Origin of the sequence: Gemmatimonas sp. (assembly GCF_044344655.1) — a bacterium.
Taxonomy (GTDB): Bacteria; Gemmatimonadota; Gemmatimonadetes; order Gemmatimonadales; family Gemmatimonadaceae; genus Gemmatimonas.
Genome location: NZ_JBIJCN010000011.1, coordinates 31,135 through 52,570, shown reverse-complemented (window position 1 = coordinate 52,570; position 21,436 = coordinate 31,135). Strand labels below are relative to the sequence as shown.

Below are 21,436 nucleotides of genomic sequence, written 5' to 3'. Positions count from 1 at the left end.
GGATCCTGCCTGAGCGTCGTAGTGGGTTACGAACCCGTATAGCGGACGGAGATTGTCACGGTACCGGTGTACAGCCCTCCAGGCTGCACGGCTGTTGGCGTGACGGTGGCACCGAGACAAATGGCGGTACGTGCGCCGGCCCCTATGGCCTGCGCGAGGGGAAGGCTTACCGTGGTCCCCGTTAGTGGAGCGGTGGCTGCACCGCTGCAATCGGCACCGGTCCGCTGACGCCAGGTGCCAATCGACAAGGATGCGGATCCGGCTTCGTTCGACAACGCAGCCGGGAGCGACTCGAAGGTCACGTCGACCGACGAGGCGGCGGCGCCATCGAGCACCAGCCGCAGTGCTCGCACGTCGTCGGGGGCAATGGTGGCTGGCGTCCCGGTGTAGACCGCCGGGAAATACATCGGAATCGCCGAGATCGTGATGGGCTGCAGCACGGAGGCCATCACCGGCGCCTGAGCCGTCAGACTCAAGCGCCCGCTGACTGGCTCTCGGGCCATCAGCCCGATCGATGCGGTGAAGGTACCGCTGGGCGTCGCCAAGGTCGGTTGCACACTGGCGCCGATTCGCAGCAGGCCGATCCCGCCAGCATCAAGCGTGATTGCCAGATCTCCGTTGTTTACCGGCGTTGCGTTGGTTGGCGTTCCGCTCGCACCAGTGGCCACCGTTGCGGCCCACGAGCCGATCTGCAGCGATCCGCCGGTGGGATTGGCGAGGAGCGTGGGCAGTGTTGTGGTCACGATCACCGTGGCATTGGCAGGGCCCTGGATCGAAAAGACAGCAGCGCTCACGCTGATGGGCGCGATGACTCTCGCTTGGCGCGGCGCGAGCTGCCCGAAGCTGAGAGGCTGCACCGGGACAAGACGAAGGGTCTGTGCGCCACCGGGCGCGATCGGAACCATCTGGAGTATCCCGATCATTCCAAGGGGCGCGAGCACGCCCCTCATCGATACGCCGGTGGCCCCATGACCAGGCGCGCGCACCATCACGGCCTCCGTGATTCAGGCGCTCGCGGCGGGGAACCAGCGCCTGACGAGTCAGTCGGCTGGTTCGGCGAGACGGTCGCTTCTGCGAACGGCACATCGATGCGTGTTTCTCCATAGGGTACCAGCATCGCCCACTCGCGTGCCATGGCCGGCAGCAGCGTACGCCCATCCATGACGAGTACCGTCTCACTCGATGGCGCAACCGGAATGGCATCCATGACGGGAAGCCCACGCACCAGGTAGCGCCCCTGTTCGTCGGTGCGTACCACCTGACCCGCCACCCGGATGGCCACATCGGGGAGCCGTGGCTCGGTTGGATCGAACCGACCGTTCCCGTTACGGTCCTCGTAGGCGATGCCGCTCACGCTGGACCGGAGTGCCACAAAGTCGCTGCTGAGCAACACGCCTTGCCGGTGTGCCGACATGGCGGCCGTGCCCATCATCGTGGTCGAACTCTGCATGCGGCCGCCAACCCCGGAGGCAATGTCCTGAAACAGCATGGCGAGCGTCCCCTGATGCTGCAGTTGCATGCGGAACGATGGGGTACGGTTGCCGCGGACCCAGTCTACGCTCCCCTGCATGTAGAGACGACGGAACAGGCTCATACTCAGCTGGCTCGACAGCCCCCTCGGCTGCCATTGTGCATCCACCGCGCCACCTACCATGACAAAGCTGCGACGGAGCCACTGCGGTCCTCGGGGAATCTGGGGGAACGTAAGCGAGGCCCCACGTGTGGCCGTGGTGAAGCGTCCACCGAGTGAGTCGTAGCTGCTGACGTGGTCGAAGGTGGCTTGCACGAGCGTCCGCCAGATTCGTACCCCCGCCGTGCCGGTCATCATGTCTATGCGGCCGTGTACACCCTCCGCCGTGTGCCACTGGGAGGAGAGCCACGCGCGCCCAAGATCGCGTAACGGGCGGACCGTCACCGCAGTGGTTCGCTCCCGGGTACGAAACTGCGCCTGCTGCTGGAGCCAGAATGGAACGTGACCCGGCTGCATCGTCTCCTCGCCTAGCTCGAGCCGGAGATGCAAGTTGGGTTGCAGCACCGCACGCGCACGCCACCAACCCGATGCTGTTCCCTCGCCGCGGAGTTGCATCCAGTCTACCGGTGACGCCACGAGTGCCGCATACGGCACGTGCTGCCGCGCGCCACCATCGTGCGGGCGCAGGGCATAGGCGCCGAGACGTGCCGTGTACCGTGTGGCCAGGCCGACGCGCAGGTCGGCATTCGACAGATAGCCGCACGGGGAGCGGCGGCGACGGCATTCACCGTCAGGCGTGTCGTTGTCCTGAACGGTCACACCGTACTCGATGGTACGTGCGGGGATAAGGTCCTGTTCAAGACTCAGCAAGGTCGCCTGCCGCGTCACGCCCGCGGCGGTGTAGACCGCGATTTCAATGGTGTTCTGTCCGAAATCGACGGGCATGGCCAAGGCCCACTGGCCACTGCTATCCGCCAAGGTGACGCCAATGACCTGACCGTTTCTGGTGAGTTCTATTTCGGCCCCCGGCGGTGCCTTACCCGAGCGCACGACGGCACCGAGCTGCCGCGAACGGAGAAAGGGCGAGTTCGAGAGGGAAACGCCTCGCCCCGTGGTCGACACAGGCCCGGTGCTACTGCCAGAACCCAGCCGCCATTGACGCAGAAAACGATTGGTAGGGCTGCCTCCCATCCACGTCACGTCCGCAGTGCTGCGGGTTCGCTTGTCGAACCGATTGGACCGGACGTCGACGGCCAGCCCGCCCCCCAGCACGGTCGTGCCAATGGTGATGGCACTCGAGAAGTCGCCGGTCTGGTTGTCGATACTATGGAGATAGGTCGCCGATAGGGACTGCGGCGAGAGGCCGCTCCAGTGCACCCGTTCCAACGGTCGGAGCGGCACCGTGAGCATCGGGTCATTGGTCGTGAGTCGTCGATCCCGACGTGCCAGCATCATTGAGAAGCGCGGAATGCGCTCGCGTCGAGCCTCGAGCAACAGGGTCGCAGTCGGCACATCAATCCGGAGACCAATGCCCGTCAGCCATTCCAATACGTCGGCGTCCACAAACCAGTCATCGTCCACGCGCCGCGCGCTCCTGGGGCCGAAGGTCCGCACCTCGCTCCGCGCTCCAACCGTGTGCCGGGAGGCACGGCCCGTGGAGAGATCGACAACGCCCTCTGTGGGAAGCACCGATGGCATGTGGACACGAATCGCTGAGTCACTTCGCGTCAAGTGGACTTGCGCGCCGACCAACATCCCGAAGCGAAGCAGCGGCAGCAGCGGACGATTCGGCGTCCCGCTGTCCTGAGTGAGAATGGTCCCGAGTTCCTCGTCGCCGTAGACCACCGAAAGAATGGCCAGGGCATCGTCGGCCACGGGCACCGGGATGGGGCGGGGTGGGGCACGGATGACGGTGGCGGTGTCGCTCGGATGGTCCGCCGGGGGATGCACCTCTATCTCCCCCCCCGGTCCGTAGCAGGCGAGCTCGGGTGCATGGACTGGCGGACTCGCCACCGCTCCGTCCGGGCGCGGCTCTGGTGTCTCCCACATTGGTGATGACAGTCCAGTAGATGAGGACGCTACCAGGCAGCTGCCACCTGCCGTCTCGACGGCGGCTGTCGGGGGCGCACTGCCTCGGCTCCCTCGTGCATCGTCGGGTGGCCAGGCCTCGGTCGGAGTGGCGGAGTCCACGTCCGCCGAGAGGATGAGCGGAGGGAACGGCAGTGGGAGCCCTTCCGGCAGGTCGGGGCGATTGGCTTTCACCGTGAGCCGCACCCGTCGGGCACGCTGGAGCACCGCTGCCGGCAGCGCCAGATCGTAGCGGGGTTCGAGGTGATCATAGACCGCCAACTGGCGCAACACCGTCGTCAGGACCGTGTTGTCGCGGTCGAGAATCTCGATCTGCAGCATGCCGATCGCTGCCGCCCTCCCCATGCGCTCGAACTTCGGGTGCACACGCAGCGTATCGTGATGGCGCGTGACGCGCGGAAGCGTGCCTGTCAGCGCTGTCGCCAGCCGTCCCTTGCGGAGAAAGAGGGGCACAACGGTCTGAACCTCGATGTTCACGCTGCCGTGGACGCGCACGGTCGAGTCGCTCGCGTCGTCATTCGCCGCGCTCGCCGCGACTGTCACACGGGCCCAGTATTCTCCGTCTTCGAGCGTGGACGGGGCCACGGCGATGAAGCGGACCACCTGCGAGGACCCAGGCGCCAGTTGGAAGCGTGCGGGAGCGAAGCGAACGAGACGTGCCGCGGAGTTGGGTGGCGCCACCGAATCGTCAGCGAAGCGAACGACGGTGCGTCCGGTCCCGTGCTCCGTGGCGACCCAGCCATAGCGCGTGCTCAGCGCGACGTTAATCGGCGCATCGTTGGGGTTGAGCACGGTCAGCGCGCCACTCGGACGTACGTCCGATAGGAGCACGGCATGGGGCGAGACGCTTGCCGCTTGAGCGTAGGCCGAGTGGCGTGGCGACACCCCAAACACGGACGACAGCACCAGTGCCCGAGCGAGGCACGCCGACAGTCTCGGACGCGCGGGGCTCTTCATGATGAGCGACGGGCTGGCTGGTGGAGTAGTCGGCATGAGGGCGATGGCGGGCGGAGGCTGGCCACATGCCGTCCCCACATGGTGTCCGTATCGTCATGTCGCTTCGCCGACTTGAATCCGGGTTGTGCGGGAGGCCATCACGTTGTCGGATCGGCGAATGGGTGAGGGGTGCGCGACCGCTAAAGTTCCAGTTCGTGTGCGCGATACTTGAGAACGGCGTGTTCGATCGCGTGGTCTGTGGACTCGGCATTCTGCCGCCTCTTTAGCCGTTGCAGCGCCGGGGACATTCGTTCCTGCTCACAACTCAACATTGCGCGAGGACTGACAATGATCCTTCCCGACAAGCGCACCATGATCTGCGCGCTGGCCCTGCTGATGTCCGTTCACTCGGGTGCGATAGCCCAATCCAGCCCGACGCAGACGGCCTCCACACAGGTAAGCGCCCGCGTGTTTACGCCGCTCGCCATTACCAGCAATGAGGCGCTGCGGTTCGGAAACCTGTTCTCGCCATTTTCTGCGAAAACCATTGCCTGGACCGACAATGCCGCGAGCAGCGGCCGCGCTCGATTCACCATCACTGGTGAAGGCGGGGCAGAACTCGCGCTGAGCATCACGGTACCTGCGAGCATCGCCGCGGGTGTCCATGAGATTCCATTGAGCGCCGTGGAACTTCGTCATGGCACCACCGACGCGGATGCGAGCGGGACGACCGTGGCGCTCAACACGGGCGGCTCGAACGCGCTGACGGTCACTATGGGCGGTGCCGCCATGAGCTCCCAGAGTTACTTCTTGCGCCTGCGAGCGACCGCCACGCCCGGGGCGAGTCAGGCTTCCGGTACATATACCGGCACGATCAGCGTGGCGGTCAATTACACCGGCAGCTGACGTCCGTTGGGTCGCGGTCGTCCTGATCAGTCGTAGAGCGGGTGCGGTCACGGTGGCGTGCTGGCTGCCCGCTGCCGGCTCGGCAGGGGGGAGGGGCAGCGCACGGTTTCCTGCCAACGGGCTGTGCGGGGGCGTCGAGGGCCCCCGTTGGCAGCTGCGGCGGATTCGGCCTCTATGAGGTCTTCCGCCGTGGCGGGTCACCGTGGCGGGGCGCGGTGGGGGCCCTGCGGTGGCGTCTCGTAGGGCATGGTACAGGAATAGCTTGTCCGTGCCTTGGTCGTCCGATAGCTTTTCAAGGGTAGCGGCGTCGGCTTTCGGTCGGCGCCGTGCGTTTTCACCTGGCCGCCCGTCCGGACGGGTTCGCGCCGCCCCGAGCCTTCGGATGTTCTGGCCCTTTAGCAAGACGAATACGTTCTTCCCGGCGAATGCCATCGCCGTCGACCTTGGTACCGCCAACACATTGATCTATGTGAAGGGCGAGGGGATCGTATTGAACGAGCCCTCGGTCGTGGCGCTTGACCGCGAAACCAAGAAGATCAAGGGCGTTGGCCTTGAGGCAAAGCGGATGCTCGGGCGCACCCCCGACGGCATCATGGCGGTGCGGCCCATGAAGGACGGCGTGATTGCGGACTTCGACGTGACGGAAAAGATGCTCCGGTATTTCCTCACGCTCGTCATCGACAAGCACGTGTTCAAGGTGAAGCCGCGCGTGATCGTCTGCGTGCCGTCCGGGATCACCGAAGTGGAGAAGCGCGCGGTCCGCGACTCCGCGCTTGGCGCTGGTGCCAAGGAGGTGTTCATGGTCACGGAGCCAATGGCGGCGGCGATCGGTGTGGGGCTGCCGGTCGAATCGCCCACGGGCAACATGGTCATCGACATCGGCGGCGGTACCACGGAGATCGCGGTGATCGCGTTGTCCGGGATCGTGAGCGATACGTCCATCCGCACCGGTGGTGACGAGCTCGATATCAGCATTGTGCAGTTCATGCGCAAGAACTACAACCTGCTGATTGGCGAGCCCACGGCGGAACAGATCAAGATCCAGATCGGGTCCGCGTATCCCGTTGGCGAGGAGCGCGAGATGGAAGTAAAGGGGCGCGACCTCGTATCGGGTATCCCGAAGACGGTGCGCGTGCACAGCAGCGAAATCCGAGAGGCGGTGCAGGAGCCGATCCAGCAGATCGTCGATGCCGTCCGTCGCGCCCTCGAGATCACGCCCCCGGAACTCGCCTCCGACATCGTGGATCGCGGCATCGTGATGACGGGTGGCGGCGCGCTGATTCGCGGCCTCGACGTGCTACTCAGCCAGGAGACCGGGTTGCCCATTCACGTGGACGAAGATCCGCTCACCTGCGTGGTGCGAGGCACGGGCAAGATCCTCGATGATGAAGAGAAGTACTGGTCCGTCCTGACCACCTGAGTCGTTCACCACACTCTCTTTCCCTGATCGCGCGTGGCTCGAAACGTTCGCGGTGAAGGGCGTCTCGACACCGGCCTCGTGCTGGTGTGTCTGACGTTGTCTGTGCTGGCGTTGTTCTCGCCGCAGCGTACGCGCGAAGGCATTTCTGGGGTGCTGCGCAGCACCGTGTTGTCTCCGCTGATCCGTCTTGAAGCGCGTGCGTCAGCCATGCGCGCGGCGATCGACGCGAGGCCGGGGCTGCTGGTCGCGGGCGGCCGTGCGCTGACTGACACGCTGAGCCTTCGGGCGATCAGTGACGAAAACGCGACGATGCGGGCCCTGCTCGGATTATCGGCGCGGCTGCGGGATGGATTCGTGCCGGCCGACGTTCTGCCGGCCCGCGGCGTTGAGGAGTTCAGCATTACCCTCACCGCCGGAAGTGACGCCGGTATCCAGCCTTTTCTGCCGGTCGTCACCGCGGATGGGCTTGTGGGAATGGTCGAGAGCGTGGATCCCGGGATGAGTTCAGCGATCGCCTGGGCGCACCCCGATTTTCGGGTGAGTGCCATGAGCGTTGACCAGAGCGCGTTCGGGATCATTCAGCCCCACCTCGCGAGCGGCGCCGAACGATGGTTGCTCGAGATGCGCGGCGTGCCATTCCGCGCAAAGCTCGACACGGGTACCCTCATCGTCAGCTCCGGCCTCGGCGCGACCTATCCGCGCGGTATTCCCGTGGGAACGGTCATCGGCGAACTCTCCACGCCCGAGAAATGGGCGCGCACGTATCTGATCAAGCCCGCGGTGCTGCCCGAGAATATCGGGCCCGTCTTCGTGTTGCTGCCGGCACGTGCGCAGCGCGGCGTGAATGGTGTATGGACCAGCGTAGCGGCGGCAGACAGCGCCGCGCGGGCAGTGGCGGCGGCCGGGGATTCTCTGGCGCGCAATGCTGCGTTGGATGAGCTCGCCGCACGGCGCGCGGCATTCGATTCGCTCGCCGCGGACAGCAGCGTCCTTGCCGATACGATCGGTGGTGGGCTCGCGCGACGTCCCGCGCCGGCGGCGGCCGGTGAGTCGGCACGACCCGCCGGCTCGATGGGTGCCCGTCGCTCTGGCGCGAAGCCGCCGGCACCACGGTCTCCGGCACGCCCGACACGTGCCCCCGGAGGTCGGCGGTGATGCGCGGTCCACAGCAGACGTCCGGCGCAGCCAGCGTCCTTCGAGCGTGGCTTGGCTTTGCGCTGCTCATGACGGCGCACTTTGCGGTTCGCCCGCTCATCCCGGGCCGCGCATCGGTCGACTTTGCCATCGTCGCCGTACTCTTTTCCGCGGTGCGTTTGCGTCCGGGAGTCGCCGCGCTTACCGGATTCATCACCGGTCTGGCACTTGACTCGCTCGCTCCTGCGGGCTTCGGCGCTACGGCACTCGTATTCACCTGCGTATCGTTTGGCGCTTCGTGGCTCAAGGCGGTCTTTTTCGCCGACCACGTGGCGCTCACGGGGCTTTTTGTGTCGCTCGCCAAGTGGGGGAGCGACGTTGCGCTCATGCTCCTCACCGGACCCGGCGCTGGTGGGTCACTGCTGGTGACGCTGCTCGTCTGGTCGCCGCTGTCCTCGGCACTCACCGCGTTGGTTGCGGTCCTCTTGCTCGTGCTGTTCCGGCCATTGTACCGACCGCAGTTGTCGTGAGCGTCACGGCGTTCGATTCAGCGGTGCGGTGAGTTACCATCCGCATTCCGTACTCAAGCGCGCACGCGTGGCGCGTGTGTTTCTCCTCCTCGCCTTCGGCGCGCTCGGGGGAGCGTTCTTTCGCACGCAGGTGCTGCAGAACGCGGAGTTCGTGCTGGTGTCGGAAACCAACCGGTTACGTGAGGTTCCGCTGCCGGGAGCGCGCGGCATCATCTACGACCGGAACGGTCAGATTATTGCCGAGAATCTGCCAGGGTATTCGGTCTCGATCCTATCCCCCACCGCCGATTCACTGAAGTCGGCGCTGCAGTCCCTCTCCAAGATCATTGCAGTGGATTCAGCGCAGCAGGCGCTTGCGCTTCGGCGCTATCGCGCCGCGCCTACACGCCCCGCCGTGATCTTCAATGACGCCAGCTTTCAGGTGGTGTCGGTGCTTGAGGAGCGTCGCGCGGAGTTCCCGGGGTTGATCATCCAGAGCACGCCCAAGCGCTACTATCCCGATGGTCCGGCCGTGGCGGCGCTGGTCGGGTACACAGGAGAAATCTCCGAGGCCCAGCTGGCGCAGCCTCGCTACGAGGGGTACAAGGCGGGGCAGCAGGTGGGCAAGGGCGGCCTGGAGCTGCAGTATGAGGAGCGGCTGCGGGCACGGGAAGGCCAGCGTTTCGTAGAGGTCGACGCCCGCAATCGCGTGGTTCGCGACAATGGGGTACGCCCGGAGGTGCCTCCGCAGGCCCCGCAGCCATTGCGCACCAATATCGACCTCGAGCTACAGCGCTTCGCGCACGAGTACTTCGGCGATTCGTTGCGCGGCGCCGTGGTGGCGCTCGACCCAAAGACCGGTGGCGTCCTCGCGCTGTATAGCGCCCCGAGCTACGACATCAACAAGTTCATCGGGGGCGCCCCGTTCTCCTTCTACGAGGCGCTGCGAACGGATCCTCATCGCCCCCTCGTGAACCGCGCGCTTGCGGGTACCTACGCGCCGGCGTCCACGTGGAAGCTGGCGACCGCGGTGCTTGGGCTGGAGCGCGGACTGGTGACGATGGACACGCGGATGCCCACTCCGTGTACGGGCGGCTACTACTACGGGCGCGTCTTCAAATGTTGGGACAAGAAGGGACACGGTGACATCACGTTGGCGCAGGCGATCGCGAAGTCCTGTGACGTGTATTTCTACCAACTGGGCCTGCGCATCGGCCTCACCAACCTGCTCGCTGGTGGCGTGAAGCTTGGCTTTAACAGGAAGACCGGTGTGGATCTCCCCTTCGAGGGGACCCCGGTATGGTTTGCCGACACCAAGTATTTCGATCGGAAGTACGGCGCCCGTGGCTGGAACAAGTCCGTCGTACTCAGCTTGTCGATCGGCCAGGCTGACAACGCGCAGACACCGATCAGCATGGCCAAGTTCTACACGGCGCTTGCCACCGATGGCTACGCTGCCACGCCGCACGTCGTCGACCGCCCGGCCGAGCGCACGCGCATTCTCAACGTGACTCCAGAGCAGCTGGCGGGCATCAAGCTCGCGCTCTCTGACGTGCTCACCCGCGGCACGGCCGCCGGTGCCCAGATCCAGGGGCTCACCATTGCCGGAAAGACGGGCACGGCCCAAGTGAACGGGCAGGAGGACAACGCCTGGTTCGTAGGGTATGCCCCTGCGGACGACCCCAAGATCGTCGTCGCCATCATTATCGAGGAAGGGCTCCACGGATCGACCGCTGCAAAGGTCGCGACCAAGCTGATGGAGAAATTCCTCAAGGCGAAGCTCACCCTCAACGTGGTCACCAACGACTGACGCATGGCCACTACCGGAATGCTTCGCCGTCAGAGCATCGATGTGCCCCTCTTGCTCACCGCGCTCCTGCTGTCGCTGTTTGGGCTGGCCATGGTGTTTTCTGCCGGGCAAAATGATTCGCCGGACCCTGGCCTCGAAATGCTCTGGCGACGACAGTTCCTCTTGCTGGGCGTCGCCATGAGCGCGGGGTGGGTGGTCAGCCGGGCATCGGTCCGGTTGATCGAATGGAGCGCCTGGCCCCTGTATTTGCTGAGCATCGTGTTGCTTCTGGCCGTGCTCGTGTTCGGGTCGGGCGGCGGCACGGCACGTAGTATGAGTGGCTGGCTCACGGTCGCCGGGCGTCGCATTGGGCAGCCCTCGGAATTGGCCAAGCTCGCGACCACGCTCATGCTGGCCCGCGTGCTCGCCGGTCAACGCGACAGCATCCGTTCGCTGCTGGACCTCTGGAAGCCGCTGGCAGTGGTTGGTGTGCCGTGGGTGCTGGTCATGTTGCAGCCCGACCTTGGGACCGGCATGGTGTTTATTGGCATCTGTTTCGCCATGCTCTTCTGGGCAGGCGTCCCGTGGCAGCTGCTGCTCATGCTGGCCAGCCCGGGGATCAGCCTGATTCTCGCCTTCAGCACCGGCGTGTGGGGAGCGTGGTTCCTGATCCTCGTAGCCCTCGTCCTTTGGTACCGCCCGTATCTCGCGGAGGGGGCCGTGTTGATCGTGGTGAATCTGGTCATGGGCGTGGCCGCACCGATTCTCTGGGATAAGCTCAAACCCTATCAACAGCGACGGTTTCTGGTCTTTATCGATCCAGCCTACGACGCCCAGGGAGCGGGCTACAACGTCATCCAAAGCAAGGTCGCGATCGGGTCGGGTGGACTCTTCGGCAAGGGGTTCACCTTGGGGACCCAAAAGCGGGGCAGCTTTTTGCCCGAGCGCCAGACCGACTTCATCTTTGCGATCGTCGGCGAGGAGCTGGGGTTCCTCGGAGTCGTGGTGGCGTTGGCGCTCTTCCTGGCGCTGTTCCTGCGCAGTACGCGGGTCGCGGCACGTGCTGCCGACGCCTTCCCGAGCCTTGTGGCGTTTGGGCTGATGTCGGCGTGGCTCGTTCACGTCATCGTCAACATCGGCATGACGTTGAATCTGATGCCAGTAACTGGTATTCCGCTTCCCTTTTTCAGCTACGGCGGATCGTTCTTGCTGGTGAGCTGGCTGGCGGTGGCGGTCCTCCTTCGGATCTCGTCCGAGGGGCGTGGGCAGCCGGACGCCATTGGTCTCTGATCCGTCCACGGATCCCCCCTGGGCCGCGCTGGCAGGTGTCAATCGGATCTTCGGTGTGGCGCCCCACGGCATGCGCAAGGCCTAGCCTTCCGCGTCACAAGTTCCGATCTTTCCCCGTCTATGGCATGGTTCCGAAAGGATAAGAAGCCCCGTCAGCCGAGACGCGAGCGCCTCGAGATTCCCCGTGAGACATGGGAGAAGTGCGAGGCCTGTGGGCACACGGACATCCGCGACAAGTTCCTCCGCAATCTCAACGTCTGCCCGGCCTGCGATTTTCACCGCCGGATGCGCGCGTGGGATTTTGCGACGGCCGTGCTCGACGAGGGCTCCCTCGTGGAAGTGGGCGGCGAACTGCGGTCCGTCGACCCGCTTGGGTTTCCTGATTACCCCACGCGCCTGAAGCGTGCGCTCGCCAACGCGGGCGACACCGACGCCATTCTCACCGTGACGGGTCTGGTGGAGGGCATGCCGATCGGCATCGGGGTCATGGACTTCTCCTTCATGGGAGGGTCGATGGGCTCGGTGGTTGGCGAGAAGATCGCCCGTCTTGGCCAACGCTCCCTTGAGAAGAAGCACCCGCTCGTGATCGTATCGCAGTCCGGGGGCGCTCGCATGCAGGAGGGCATTCTCTCCCTCATGCAGATGGCGAAGGCCTCCGCCGTGCTCTCCCAGCTGGCCGAGCGCCGCATTCCGTACATCTCGGTGCTGACCAATCCCACCACTGGTGGCGTGAGCGCCAGCTATGCGATGCTCGGGGATGCGATTCTCGCCGAGCCGGGGGCGGTGATTGGCTTTGCCGGCCCGCGCGTGATCAAGCAGACGCTTGGTCAGGACCTCCCGGAGGGCTTCCAGACCGCCGAGTTCCTGCTCGAGAAGGGGATGGTGGATCGGGTGGTGCACCGGAAGGACATGAAGGCCACTATCGCGCGGTTGCTCCGTCACATGACAGGCCGGCCGGCGGCCGCCGGGCACGATCAGCTCGAAAGCTGAACACGGGACGACTGCTGGATCCCCTAGCCCCACGTACCGCCACGGCGCTCGACCTTCACACTTCGCATCTCGACGATGCCGAGTCGGCGTACCACGCGGCGCTCCGCCGCTTGTTCGCTCGAACGGGCGGCGTCTGGCGCCTCGGGCTCGAGCGTGTGTCCGCGCTGCTCGCTGCCATCGGAGCGCCGCAGCGGGCCTATCCGGTCTTTCACGTAGCCGGAACGAACGGCAAGGGCAGCACGGTCGCCACGCTGGACGCGATGCTCCGTGGCGCCGGCCTCCGGGTCGGGCGCTATACCTCGCCGCATCTCGTGAACTTTGCCGAGCGGATCGTGGTGAACGGCGTGCCGATGTCCCATGATCAGATTGCGGCATGGCTGACGGAGTGGGAGCCGCTCCTCACGGAGCTGGGGGCCACCTTCTTCGAGGCCACCACGGCAATGGCACTCTGGCACTTCGCTGATGAAGGGGTCGATGTGGCCGTCGTGGAGGTGGGCCTCGGCGGTCGCCTCGACGCCACGAACATCGTGTCTCCCGTCGCGGCCGGCGTGACCCAGATCGGCTTCGACCACATGGAGTACCTCGGCGGCACCCTGAGTGAGATCGCTGGGGAGAAAGCCGGCATCTACAAGTCCGGCACGGCGGCGGTGGTGGGCGATACCGATCCATCCATCCGTGAGCTGTTACGTGCGCGTGCGGAAGCGAGTGGCGCCCATCCGATCCTCGTGACGGGTCGCGATTGGGAGGTCCACGACATCGTCGTGGACGCCGCCGGTACCAGCTTTTCGCTTACGGTGGGCGGTACCTCCCGGCGATTGACGACGCCACTGGTGGGGCAGTTCCAGGCGCACAATGCGGCGGTGGCCTTGGCGATGCTGAGAGGAGCGGGGGGGCGCTGGGCCGAGGTCGAGGCGCGCGCCGAAACCCTCCTGAAGGGGGTCTGGCTGGCTGGCCGTTTTCATCGGGCTGAGCCGTGGCTGTTCGACGTCGCCCACAATGCGGATGGGGCGGCGACTGTGGTCGCCAACCTCCTTGCCGTGGGCATGCCTCAGCCACTGACGGCCGTGGTCTGTGTACTGCGCGACAAGGACTGGCGTGGAATCCTCCTTGCGGTCGCGAGGGCGGCTGAGCGGATCGTGGTCACCATGGCGCCCACGGTGCCGGCGAGCCGGATGTGGGACCTGCAGGAGGTCGACGCGTGGGCCGCGAGCGAGGGACTGCCGGTACAGCGAATCGATGACTTCTCCAGTGCACTCGCGCAGGCGCGGGCCGAGGCGGCCACGGTGCTGGTGACGGGGTCATTTCACACCGTGGGAGATGCCATGGAACGGTTGCAGGTGCATCCGGTGGCTCGGTAGCTTTCCGGGATGTCACAAAAGCCGCTTCCTGGATTCCGCGACTTCTACCCAGAGCAATTCGCCGAGCGAGCCCACATCTTCGAAACCTGGCGCCGCGTCGTGCGGCGTTATGCGTTTCTGGAGTATGATGGGCCACCGCTCGAGCCGCTGGAGCTGTACACCCAGAAGAGCGGCGACGAGATCGTCACGCAGTTGTACAACTTCGTGGACAAGGGTGACCGGCCAGTGGCCATGCGCCCTGAGATGACGCCGACGTTCGCCCGGATGGTTGGAGCCAAAGCCCAGACGCTGCGCAAGCCGGTCCGCTGGTTCTCGCTACCGCAGCTCTTCCGGTACGAGCGGACTCAGAAGGGGCGGTTGCGTGAGCATTTTCAGCTCAACGTGGACATTGTCGGCGAGTCGGATGTGCTCGCCGATGCGGAGTTGCTGTCGATCGCCGTCGAGATCATGCGCGCATTCGGCCTGAGCGACACCGACGTGCGGGCGCGCGTAAGCGATCGGCGGCTGCTCAATGCACTGCTTGAGGATCTTGGGATCGCCGAGCCGGTGTGGACTGGTGTGTACGCGGTGCTCGACAAACTCGAGCGCCAACCCCGCGAGGTATCGGCCGAGAAGCTCGCGCAAGCGGGTCTCGATGAGGCCACAGCCGAGGTGATCCTCGGCTTCGGTGATCTTGATTTCGCCGCGGTACAGGCGCGATTCGGAGGGTCCGCGGTGGTGCGGCCACACCTCGATCGCTTCGCCGCCTACCTCGAGGCGCTCGATGCGCTCGGGGTGGCCACGTGGGTGCGTTTCGATCTCACCATTGTCCGCGGCCTCGCCTATTACACGGGCATCGTGTTCGAACTTTTCGACAACGTGGGCGAGTTTCGAGCGATCTGCGGGGGCGGACGCTACGACAATCTGCTCAAGTCCCTCGGCGGCGCCGATCTGCCTGCACTCGGTTTCGGCATGGGCGACGTGGTGATCGGAGAACTGCTCCGCGCACGGGGCCTCATGCAGTCGCGCGATGTGGCGCCGGGTTTCTGGGTGGCGCAAGCCCCTGATAGCCCCTCAGCCCCCCGCGAGGCGCTGCAGACGGCTGCCGCGCTCCGTCAGTCCGGGTGGGTGGTGGAATATGCGCTCAAAGCGCAGAAGCTCGACAAGCAACTCGAAGCCGGCCGCAAGGCGGGCGTGCATACGTTCGTGGTGGTGGATCCGATGAGTAGCGACGCGCCCTGGCGCGTGCGGCGGTCCGGCCACGACGATCAGACCTTCACCTCGCTCGAGGCGCTCTGCGCCTGGGCCTCCTCGACGAATGGATCCGTGTCATGAGTGACGACAAGAAGCTGACCACCCGCGCCGAGAACTTCAGCGACTGGTACAACGAGCTCGTGCTTCGTGCCGAGCTGGCCGACTACTCGCCGGTGCGCGGCTGTATGGTGATCCGCCCGCACGGCTACGGGGTCTGGGAGCGGATGCAGCGCGCGCTCGACGACATGTTCAAGGCCACCGGGCATGTGAACGCCTATTTCCCCCTGTTCATCCCGGAGAGCTTCCTCTCGAAGGAGGCCGAGCACGTGGAAGGCTTCGCTCCCGAGTGTGCGGTGGTCACGCTGGGCGGCGGCAAGCAGCTCGAGGAGCGGCTGGTGGTTCGTCCCACGTCCGAAACGATCATCTACTCGATGTTCGCCAAGTGGGTACAGAGCTATCGCGACCTGCCGTTGCTCTACAACCAGTGGGCCAACGTGGTGCGCTGGGAGATGCGCACGCGACTCTTCCTGCGCACGATGGAGTTCCTCTGGCAGGAGGGCCACACCGCACACGCCACCCACGACGAGGCGGAGGCCGAGACGCGGCGCATGCTCGGCGTCTACCGCGAGTTCATGGAAGGGTGGATGGCGATGCCGGTAATCACTGGCCAGAAGACCGATAGCGAGAAGTTCGCCGGCGCACTGCGCACGTATGCCTGCGAGGCGATGATGCAGGATAACAAGGCACTGCAGGCGGGCACCTCGCACAATCTCGGACAGAACTTTGCCAAAGCGTTCGACCTCACGTTCCAGAACGAACAGGGGCAGCAGGATCATGCGTGGAATACCAGCTGGGGCGTCTCCACGCGCATGATCGGCGGGCTCGTCATGACCCACGGCGACGACAACGGTTTGCGTTTACCGCCCAAGCTCACGCCCATCCAGATGGTGATTGTGCCGATCTGGAAGACCGACGAAGAGCGCTCGGCGACCATTGAGGCGGCCAAGCGCATCGCTGAGGATTTGGGAAGCTTCAAGCGGCCCGACCACGAGCGCATCCGCGTGCATGTGGACGATCGTGTGGGAATCAAGCCTGGCGCCAAGTACTACCACTGGGAGCTGCGCGGTATCCCGTTGCGCATGGAAATCGGCCCGCGCGACCTCGCATCGGCGTCGGGGATGCTGGTCCGCCGCGACACGCGCGAGAAGCGTCCCATTGCCTTCGACGCGCTGCGCACCGAGCTGCCGGTCGTGCTTGATACCATACAGGCTGATATGCTCGCGGCCGCCCGTGCCCGGCTCGAGGCCAACACCATCCGCGAGCGTATCAGTTACGATCGTTTCAAAGAGGTGATGGAAGGGCCGGGGGCCTTCGTCTATGCCGGATGGAATGGTGACCCGGCAATCGAGGCCCGTGTGAAGGAGGAGACGAAGGCCACGATTCGCGTGATCCCCGACGCCGAGTTCCGTTCGCCGGAGGCGCCGACCACCTGCATGGTCACCGGTGAGCCCGCGAAGTACGAGGTCGTGTGGGCACGGTCGTATTGACGTCCCCTGGCGCACGCACCGTGTCTCGCACCGGATTCGAGTACCGGCAGGGCACCATGTTTGCCGAGGAGGTGTCACTGCCGACGATCGCGTCGGCGGTGGGCACTCCGGCCTACGTGTATTGTGCCAACATCATCAGGGCGCGATTTCGCCGGCTCGCGCACGCGTTCGAGGGCATTCCCCACCACATCCACTTCGCCGTGAAGGCGAACTCCAACCTCTCGGTGCTCGGCGTGCTCCGCGAGCTTGGTGGTGGGGTAGATATCGTCTCGGGTGGCGAGCTGTATCGCGCCCTGCAGGCGGGGTTCCGTGGTGACGATGTGGTGTTCAGCGGGGTCGGCAAGACCGTCGCCGAGATCGAGCAGGCTCTCGGCGCCGGGGTACGCCTGATCAACGTGGAGTCGGAAGCAGAGCTCGTGGTCATCGACCACGTGGCAGGGCGAATGGGCGTGACCGCGCCGATTGCCATCCGCGTGAATCCTGAGGTGACGGTCGAGACGCCCCACGCATATATCAAGACCGGTGAGAAGGGGCAGAAGTTCGGTATTCCGCGCGACGATGTTGCCCGCCTTGTCACGTTCATCGGCGAGTTGCGTCACGTCGAACTCCGCGGCCTCGGAATGCATCTTGGCTCCCAGATCGGCAATGCCGATCCATTGCGGGATGCTTTGCCGCGTCTTCTGGCCGCGGTGGCGTTCGCGCGAGCGGCTGGGCACCCGGTATCGTTCCTCGATGTGGGCGGCGGGCTCTCGGTCCCATACGAAGCCCATGAGGTGCCGGCCGATATCGACGATTATGCGCGGATCGTACGCGCCGCTGCCCGCGACACCGGCTTGACGTTGCTCCTCGAGCCTGGCCGATACTTGGTTGCCGAGAGTGGGGTCCTGCTCACCGAGGTGCTGTACCGGAAGCACGCGGCTGGGAAGGACTTCGTGGTGACCGACGCCGGAATGAACGATCTCATTCGTCCCGCGTTGTACCAGGCATACCACGCCATTGAGCCGGTCGTCGTGACCGATGGGGAGCTCACGGCCGATGTGGTGGGACCGATCTGCGAATCGGGGGACTTCTTCGCCAAGGACCGCTCGCTGCCGAACGTACAGGCGGGAGCGCTCCTCGCGGTGCGGACCGCTGGGGCCTACGGCTTCACCATGGCATCCAACTACAACTCACGCGCCCGTCCCGCCGAAGTGCTGGTGGACGGTAATCGTTTCGCCGTCATCGGCACACGCGAAACGTTTGACGATCTCGTACGCCTCGAGCGTGCATCCCTTCAGTGGAGAACCGCCTGATGCGAATCGGCCTGTTGTCGGATACCCATGATCGCGTGCCTGCCATCCGCGCATTGCTGGAGCAGATGGTGGCGGGCGGTGTGTCGCTGGTGATGCACGCTGGCGATTACTGCTCGCCCTTCTCGCTGCAACCGTTCCACGATCTATCGCTTCCGCTGCTCGGGGTGTTCGGGCGCAATGACGGCGACCGCGATGCGCTGCTGGCCGCGGCCAAGACTGGCTTCGGCGCGGCTGAGTTGTATGAGTCGCCTCACAGCTTCGATCTTGGCGGCAAGTCGGTGCTGCTCATTCACGATCTGGCTGACGTGCATCAGCGCTCCATCGATGGTCACGAAGTCATCGTGCACGGATTCACCCATGTGCCGGAGATGAAGACACGCGGTGACTCGTTGCTGGTCAATCCCGGTGAGGGGTGCGGCTGGCTGCACGGCGCCCCCACAGGTGCCATTCTCGACCTCGACACCAAGTCGATCGAGTTCCTCAAGCTCACGGGTCCGGAGTGGAAGGTCTGATGCAGAACACCTCGAGTCGCATTCTCATTCTCGACTGCGGATCCCAGTTCACGCAGTTGATCGCGCGGCGTGTTCGCGAAGCCCGCGTGTACTCGGAGATTCATCCCCCCACGCGGTCACTCGAGTGGATCCGTGAGTGGAACCCCACGGGTATCATCCTTTCGGGCGGACCCAGCTCGGTTACCGATGACGGGGCACCCACGGTCTCGCGGGAGCTGCTCGACATTGCACCGGTGCTTGGCGTGTGCTACGGCATGCAGCTGATCGCCCACCTCGAAGGCGGCGCGGTGATCGGTGGCGGGCGGCGCGAATATGGGCGCGCCGAAGTGACGGTGGACGAAGCGGCCGGGTTGTTCAAGGGGTTCGACGCTGGTGAGCGGACCACGGTGTGGATGAGCCATGGTGATCACGTGGAGCAGGTTCCCCCCGGATACGTGGCGACAGCGCACAGCGGCAGCACCTGCGCCGGGTTTCGCCACGAGAGCAAGCCGATCTTCGCGATACAGTTCCATTCCGAGGTACACCACACGGTCCGTGGAGCGGAGATCATCCAGAATTTCCTGTTCGGCGTCTGTCATTGCACCCCTGATTGGACCCCGGGGCATTTCGTCGATATGGAAGTTGCGAGGATCCGCGAGCTCGTCGGTGATCGACAGGTGATCTGCGGGCTTTCGGGCGGTGTGGACTCGAGCGTGGCTGCGGCGCTGGTCCACAAGGCGATCGGCGATCAACTCACGTGTATCTTCGTCGACACCGGCCTGCTGCGGTTGCATGAGCGCGAGCAGGTCGAGCGCACGATGGGCGAGCATCTGGGCATTCGTCTCATTACCGTACGTGCCGAGGACCGATTCCTTACGGCGCTGGCCGGCGTGGGTGAGCCGGAGCGGAAGCGCAAGATCATCGGAGAGCATTTCATTCGAGTCTTCGAAACGGCGTCGGCCGATGCGGGCAAGGACGCCGCCTTCCTGGTACAGGGCACGCTTTATCCCGACGTCATCGAGTCGGTCAGCGCCAAGGGCGGGCCAAGTGCCACGATCAAGACGCATCACAACGTGGGTGGCCTACCGAAGGACATGAAGTTCCAGCTCATCGAACCACTCCGTGAGCTCTTCAAGGACGAGGTGCGCAATGTGGGGCGCGAGCTCGGCCTTCCGGAGGAGATGGTGGGCCGGCACCCATTCCCGGGGCCGGGATTGGCCATCCGGGTGCTCGGTGAAGTATCGCCCGCGGCGCTCGACATGCTGCGCCGTGCGGACGCGATCTACCTCGAGGAGATCCGTGCCGCAGGCTTGTACCCCGAGATCTGGCAGGCCTTCGCGGTTTTCCTACCGGTCCGGTCGGTCGGTGTGATGGGTGATGGCCGGACCTACGAGCACGTGATTGCCTTGCGGGCGGTGACAAGCACCGACGGGATGACGGCGGATTGGTTTGCCTTCCCGCACGAGGTGCTTGGCCGCATTTCCAATCGCATCATCAACGAAGTGGATGGCGTAAATCGCGTCGTCTATGACATTAGCTCCAAGCCACCGGCCACAATCGAGTGGGAGTGATCGCGCACCCGCGCGCGATGCACTGACATGGCGATCGCAGCGTGGAGCGAGGACCTGCGTGATATGGCGCGGGTCGCGGCGCCGATCGTCCTGATCAATCTGGGTGTGCAGGCCATGGGCGTAGTGGATACGCTCATGGTCGGCAGGCTCGGGGGCGCGGCAATTGCCGCGGTGGCCCTCGGCAATTTCTATTTCTTCAATGCCAGTGTCTTCGGCGTTGGGCTGCTCTTTGCGATCGATCCGGTGGTGTCGCAAGCGGTCGGTGGGGGCGATCGGGAGGGCGTCGCCCGTGGCGTGCAGCGTGGCATTGTGCTCGCGTTGGCTGTCTCCGTCTTGGTTATGCTCGCACTCTTGCCAGGGGAATGGCTGCTGACAGCGGTTGATCAGCCTGCCGACGTCGTGAGAGAAACTGCGCGTTATGCTCAGCGGCGGATGCTGGGAGTGCTGCCATTCTTTCTTTTCAACGTCTTTCGCCAGTCACTGCAGGCTATGGGGCCGGTTCGGCCGGTAATCTGGGCGGTGCTCGTCGGGAACATCGTCAATGCCGCCGCCAACTGGGCCTTGGTCTTCGGCAACGGCGGATTTCCTGCGCTGGGCGTCGAAGGATCCGGGTTCGCCACGGCGCTCGCGACATGGATCATGATGGTTGCGCTCGGGTGGTTTTCGTGGCCGCTCATGCGCACGGCGCTCACTCCGTGGCGTCCAGAGACGCTCTCCTGGTCGCCCTTGCTTCGCATGCTCCGGATTGGCGTGCCGATAGGCGTGCAGTGGTTCTTTGAGAGCTTTGCGTTTGGGCTCACGGCCCTCTTCATGGGATGGATGGGGACCGCCTCGCTCGCGGGGCATGAGATCGCGCTCAATATGGCGGCGCTTACCTTCATGGTCCCCCTTGGTATCTCTGGCGCCGCAGCGGCTGTGGTGGGGCGCGCGATCGGCCGTGGAGATACCAGCGGCGCACGTCGCGATGCGTTGGCCGCGATCGTGTGCGGCACCGGGTTCATGATGCTGACCGCCTCGGTGTTCATCATGGCACCGCACTGGCTGACTGCACGGTACACAAATGAAGCGGCCACGGCTGCCATTGCCGTCGCGCTTATCCCGCTGGCCGGCTGGTTCCAAGTATTCGATGGATTACAGGCGGTGACCAGCGGGGTCTTGCGGGGAACAGGCGATACGCGGGTTCCCGCATTGCTGCATTTGCTCGCCTTCTGGGGCGTTGGGGTGCCTACAGGCTACTACCTGGGTTTCTACACCCCATGGCGGGAGCGGGGCCTCTGGATTGGCCTGGTGACCGGCCTTGCCGCGGCGGCCCTGCTCCAATCGGCCCGGGTGATTCACCGGCTCCGCCGACCGCTAGTACGGCTTCGCGTGGATCACTGAGCGGGAAGGGCGGGGATCGCACACGCTGCAG

General features: G+C 64.9%; 16 protein-coding genes. 14 read left to right on the top strand and 2 right to left on the bottom strand.

Annotation, left to right across the window (positions count from 1 at the left end; all coding sequences use genetic code 11):
- Positions 1-26: 26 nt before the first annotated feature.
- Together ACIQ51_RS05270 and ACIQ51_RS05265 are read right to left on the bottom strand one after the other, a co-directional pair.
- Positions 27-923 (bottom strand): hypothetical protein, encoded by an 897-nt coding sequence (locus ACIQ51_RS05270; RefSeq protein ID WP_396203966.1) that lies wholly within the window; start codon positions 921-923, stop codon positions 27-29.
- A gap of 65 nt (positions 924-988) precedes the next feature.
- On the bottom strand, positions 989-4,390 hold the full coding sequence (locus ACIQ51_RS05265; RefSeq protein WP_396203965.1) for a hypothetical protein: 3,402 nt from the start codon (positions 4,388-4,390) through the stop codon (positions 989-991).
- Positions 4,391-4,843: 453 nt separating this feature from the next.
- On the opposite strand from ACIQ51_RS05265, the gene ACIQ51_RS05260 reads away from it, so the two are divergent.
- From ACIQ51_RS05260 to ACIQ51_RS05195, 14 genes are all read left to right on the top strand, one after another.
- On the top strand, positions 4,844-5,401 hold the full coding sequence (locus tag ACIQ51_RS05260; RefSeq protein WP_396203964.1) for a DUF4402 domain-containing protein: 558 nt from the start codon (positions 4,844-4,846) through the stop codon (positions 5,399-5,401).
- Between the two features lie 382 nt (positions 5,402-5,783).
- Positions 5,784-6,821, top strand: coding sequence for a rod shape-determining protein (locus ACIQ51_RS05255; protein ID WP_396203963.1), 1,038 nt, complete (start codon positions 5,784-5,786; stop codon positions 6,819-6,821).
- A gap of 33 nt (positions 6,822-6,854) precedes the next feature.
- Positions 6,855-7,976 carry a rod shape-determining protein MreC gene (gene mreC, locus ACIQ51_RS05250; protein ID WP_396203962.1) on the top strand — a complete coding sequence of 374 codons (1,122 nt, stop codon included), beginning with the start codon at positions 6,855-6,857 and terminating at the stop codon, positions 7,974-7,976.
- A complete protein-coding gene (gene mreD, locus ACIQ51_RS05245) occupies positions 7,976-8,485 on the top strand; it encodes a rod shape-determining protein MreD (protein ID WP_396203961.1) in 510 nt (169 codons plus the stop codon). Before mreC ends, mreD begins: the two co-directional genes overlap by 1 nt.
- A gap of 28 nt (positions 8,486-8,513) precedes the next feature.
- Positions 8,514-10,274: a penicillin-binding protein 2 gene (gene mrdA / locus ACIQ51_RS05240; RefSeq protein ID WP_396203960.1), complete on the top strand. Its 1,761-nt coding sequence runs from the start codon at positions 8,514-8,516 to the stop codon at positions 10,272-10,274.
- A gap of 3 nt (positions 10,275-10,277) precedes the next feature.
- A complete protein-coding gene (gene rodA / locus ACIQ51_RS05235) occupies positions 10,278-11,543 on the top strand; it encodes a rod shape-determining protein RodA (protein WP_396203959.1) in 1,266 nt (421 codons plus the stop codon).
- Between the two features lie 120 nt (positions 11,544-11,663).
- Positions 11,664-12,533 carry an acetyl-CoA carboxylase, carboxyltransferase subunit beta gene (accD, locus tag ACIQ51_RS05230; protein ID WP_396203958.1) on the top strand — a complete coding sequence of 290 codons (870 nt, stop codon included), beginning with the start codon at positions 11,664-11,666 and terminating at the stop codon, positions 12,531-12,533.
- Between the two features lie 110 nt (positions 12,534-12,643).
- On the top strand, positions 12,644-13,891 hold the full coding sequence (locus ACIQ51_RS05225; RefSeq protein ID WP_396203957.1) for a bifunctional folylpolyglutamate synthase/dihydrofolate synthase: 1,248 nt from the start codon (positions 12,644-12,646) through the stop codon (positions 13,889-13,891).
- A 9-nt stretch (positions 13,892-13,900) separates the two neighbouring features.
- Positions 13,901-15,205, top strand: a complete 1,305-nt coding sequence (hisS, locus tag ACIQ51_RS05220) for a histidine--tRNA ligase (RefSeq protein ID WP_396203955.1) — start codon at positions 13,901-13,903, stop codon at positions 15,203-15,205.
- Entirely contained in the window at positions 15,202-16,671 is a 1,470-nt protein-coding gene (gene proS, locus ACIQ51_RS05215) for a proline--tRNA ligase (protein ID WP_396203954.1), read from the top strand. The genes hisS and proS overlap by 4 nt, the downstream gene beginning before the upstream one ends.
- A gap of 20 nt (positions 16,672-16,691) precedes the next feature.
- Positions 16,692-17,963, top strand: coding sequence for a diaminopimelate decarboxylase (gene lysA, locus ACIQ51_RS05210; protein ID WP_396203953.1), 1,272 nt, complete (start codon positions 16,692-16,694; stop codon positions 17,961-17,963).
- Entirely contained in the window at positions 17,963-18,475 is a 513-nt protein-coding gene (locus ACIQ51_RS05205; protein WP_396203952.1) for a metallophosphoesterase, read from the top strand. The genes lysA and ACIQ51_RS05205 overlap by 1 nt, the downstream gene beginning before the upstream one ends.
- On the top strand, positions 18,475-20,025 hold the full coding sequence (gene guaA / locus ACIQ51_RS05200; protein ID WP_396203951.1) for a glutamine-hydrolyzing GMP synthase: 1,551 nt from the start codon (positions 18,475-18,477) through the stop codon (positions 20,023-20,025). The genes ACIQ51_RS05205 and guaA overlap by 1 nt, the downstream gene beginning before the upstream one ends.
- Before the next feature lie 27 nt (positions 20,026-20,052).
- Positions 20,053-21,405, top strand: a complete 1,353-nt coding sequence (locus tag ACIQ51_RS05195; RefSeq protein ID WP_396203950.1) for an MATE family efflux transporter — start codon at positions 20,053-20,055, stop codon at positions 21,403-21,405.
- Positions 21,406-21,436: the final 31 nt, after the last annotated feature.

Excerpts from the sequence above, each read along its gene's own strand:
- ACIQ51_RS05260 (WP_396203964.1), top strand. The coding sequence starts at position 4,844 with ATGATCCTTCCCGACAAGCGCACCATGATCTGCGCGCTGGCCCTGCTG.
- ACIQ51_RS05195 (WP_396203950.1), top strand. The coding sequence starts at position 20,053 with ATGGCGATCGCAGCGTGGAGCGAGGACCTGCGTGATATGGCGCGGGTC.
- ACIQ51_RS05255 (WP_396203963.1), top strand. The coding sequence starts at position 5,784 with ATGTTCTGGCCCTTTAGCAAGACGAATACGTTCTTCCCGGCGAATGCC.
- accD (WP_396203958.1), top strand. The coding sequence starts at position 11,664 with ATGGCATGGTTCCGAAAGGATAAGAAGCCCCGTCAGCCGAGACGCGAG.
- ACIQ51_RS05205 (WP_396203952.1), top strand. The coding sequence starts at position 17,963 with ATGCGAATCGGCCTGTTGTCGGATACCCATGATCGCGTGCCTGCCATC.
- hisS (WP_396203955.1), top strand. The coding sequence starts at position 13,901 with ATGTCACAAAAGCCGCTTCCTGGATTCCGCGACTTCTACCCAGAGCAA.
- ACIQ51_RS05270 (WP_396203966.1), bottom strand. The coding sequence starts at position 923 with ATGATCGGGATACTCCAGATGGTTCCGATCGCGCCCGGTGGCGCACAG.
- mreD (WP_396203961.1), top strand. The coding sequence starts at position 7,976 with ATGCGCGGTCCACAGCAGACGTCCGGCGCAGCCAGCGTCCTTCGAGCG.
- guaA (WP_396203951.1), top strand. The coding sequence starts at position 18,475 with ATGCAGAACACCTCGAGTCGCATTCTCATTCTCGACTGCGGATCCCAG.
- proS (WP_396203954.1), top strand. The coding sequence starts at position 15,202 with ATGAGTGACGACAAGAAGCTGACCACCCGCGCCGAGAACTTCAGCGAC.
- rodA (WP_396203959.1), top strand. The coding sequence starts at position 10,278 with ATGGCCACTACCGGAATGCTTCGCCGTCAGAGCATCGATGTGCCCCTC.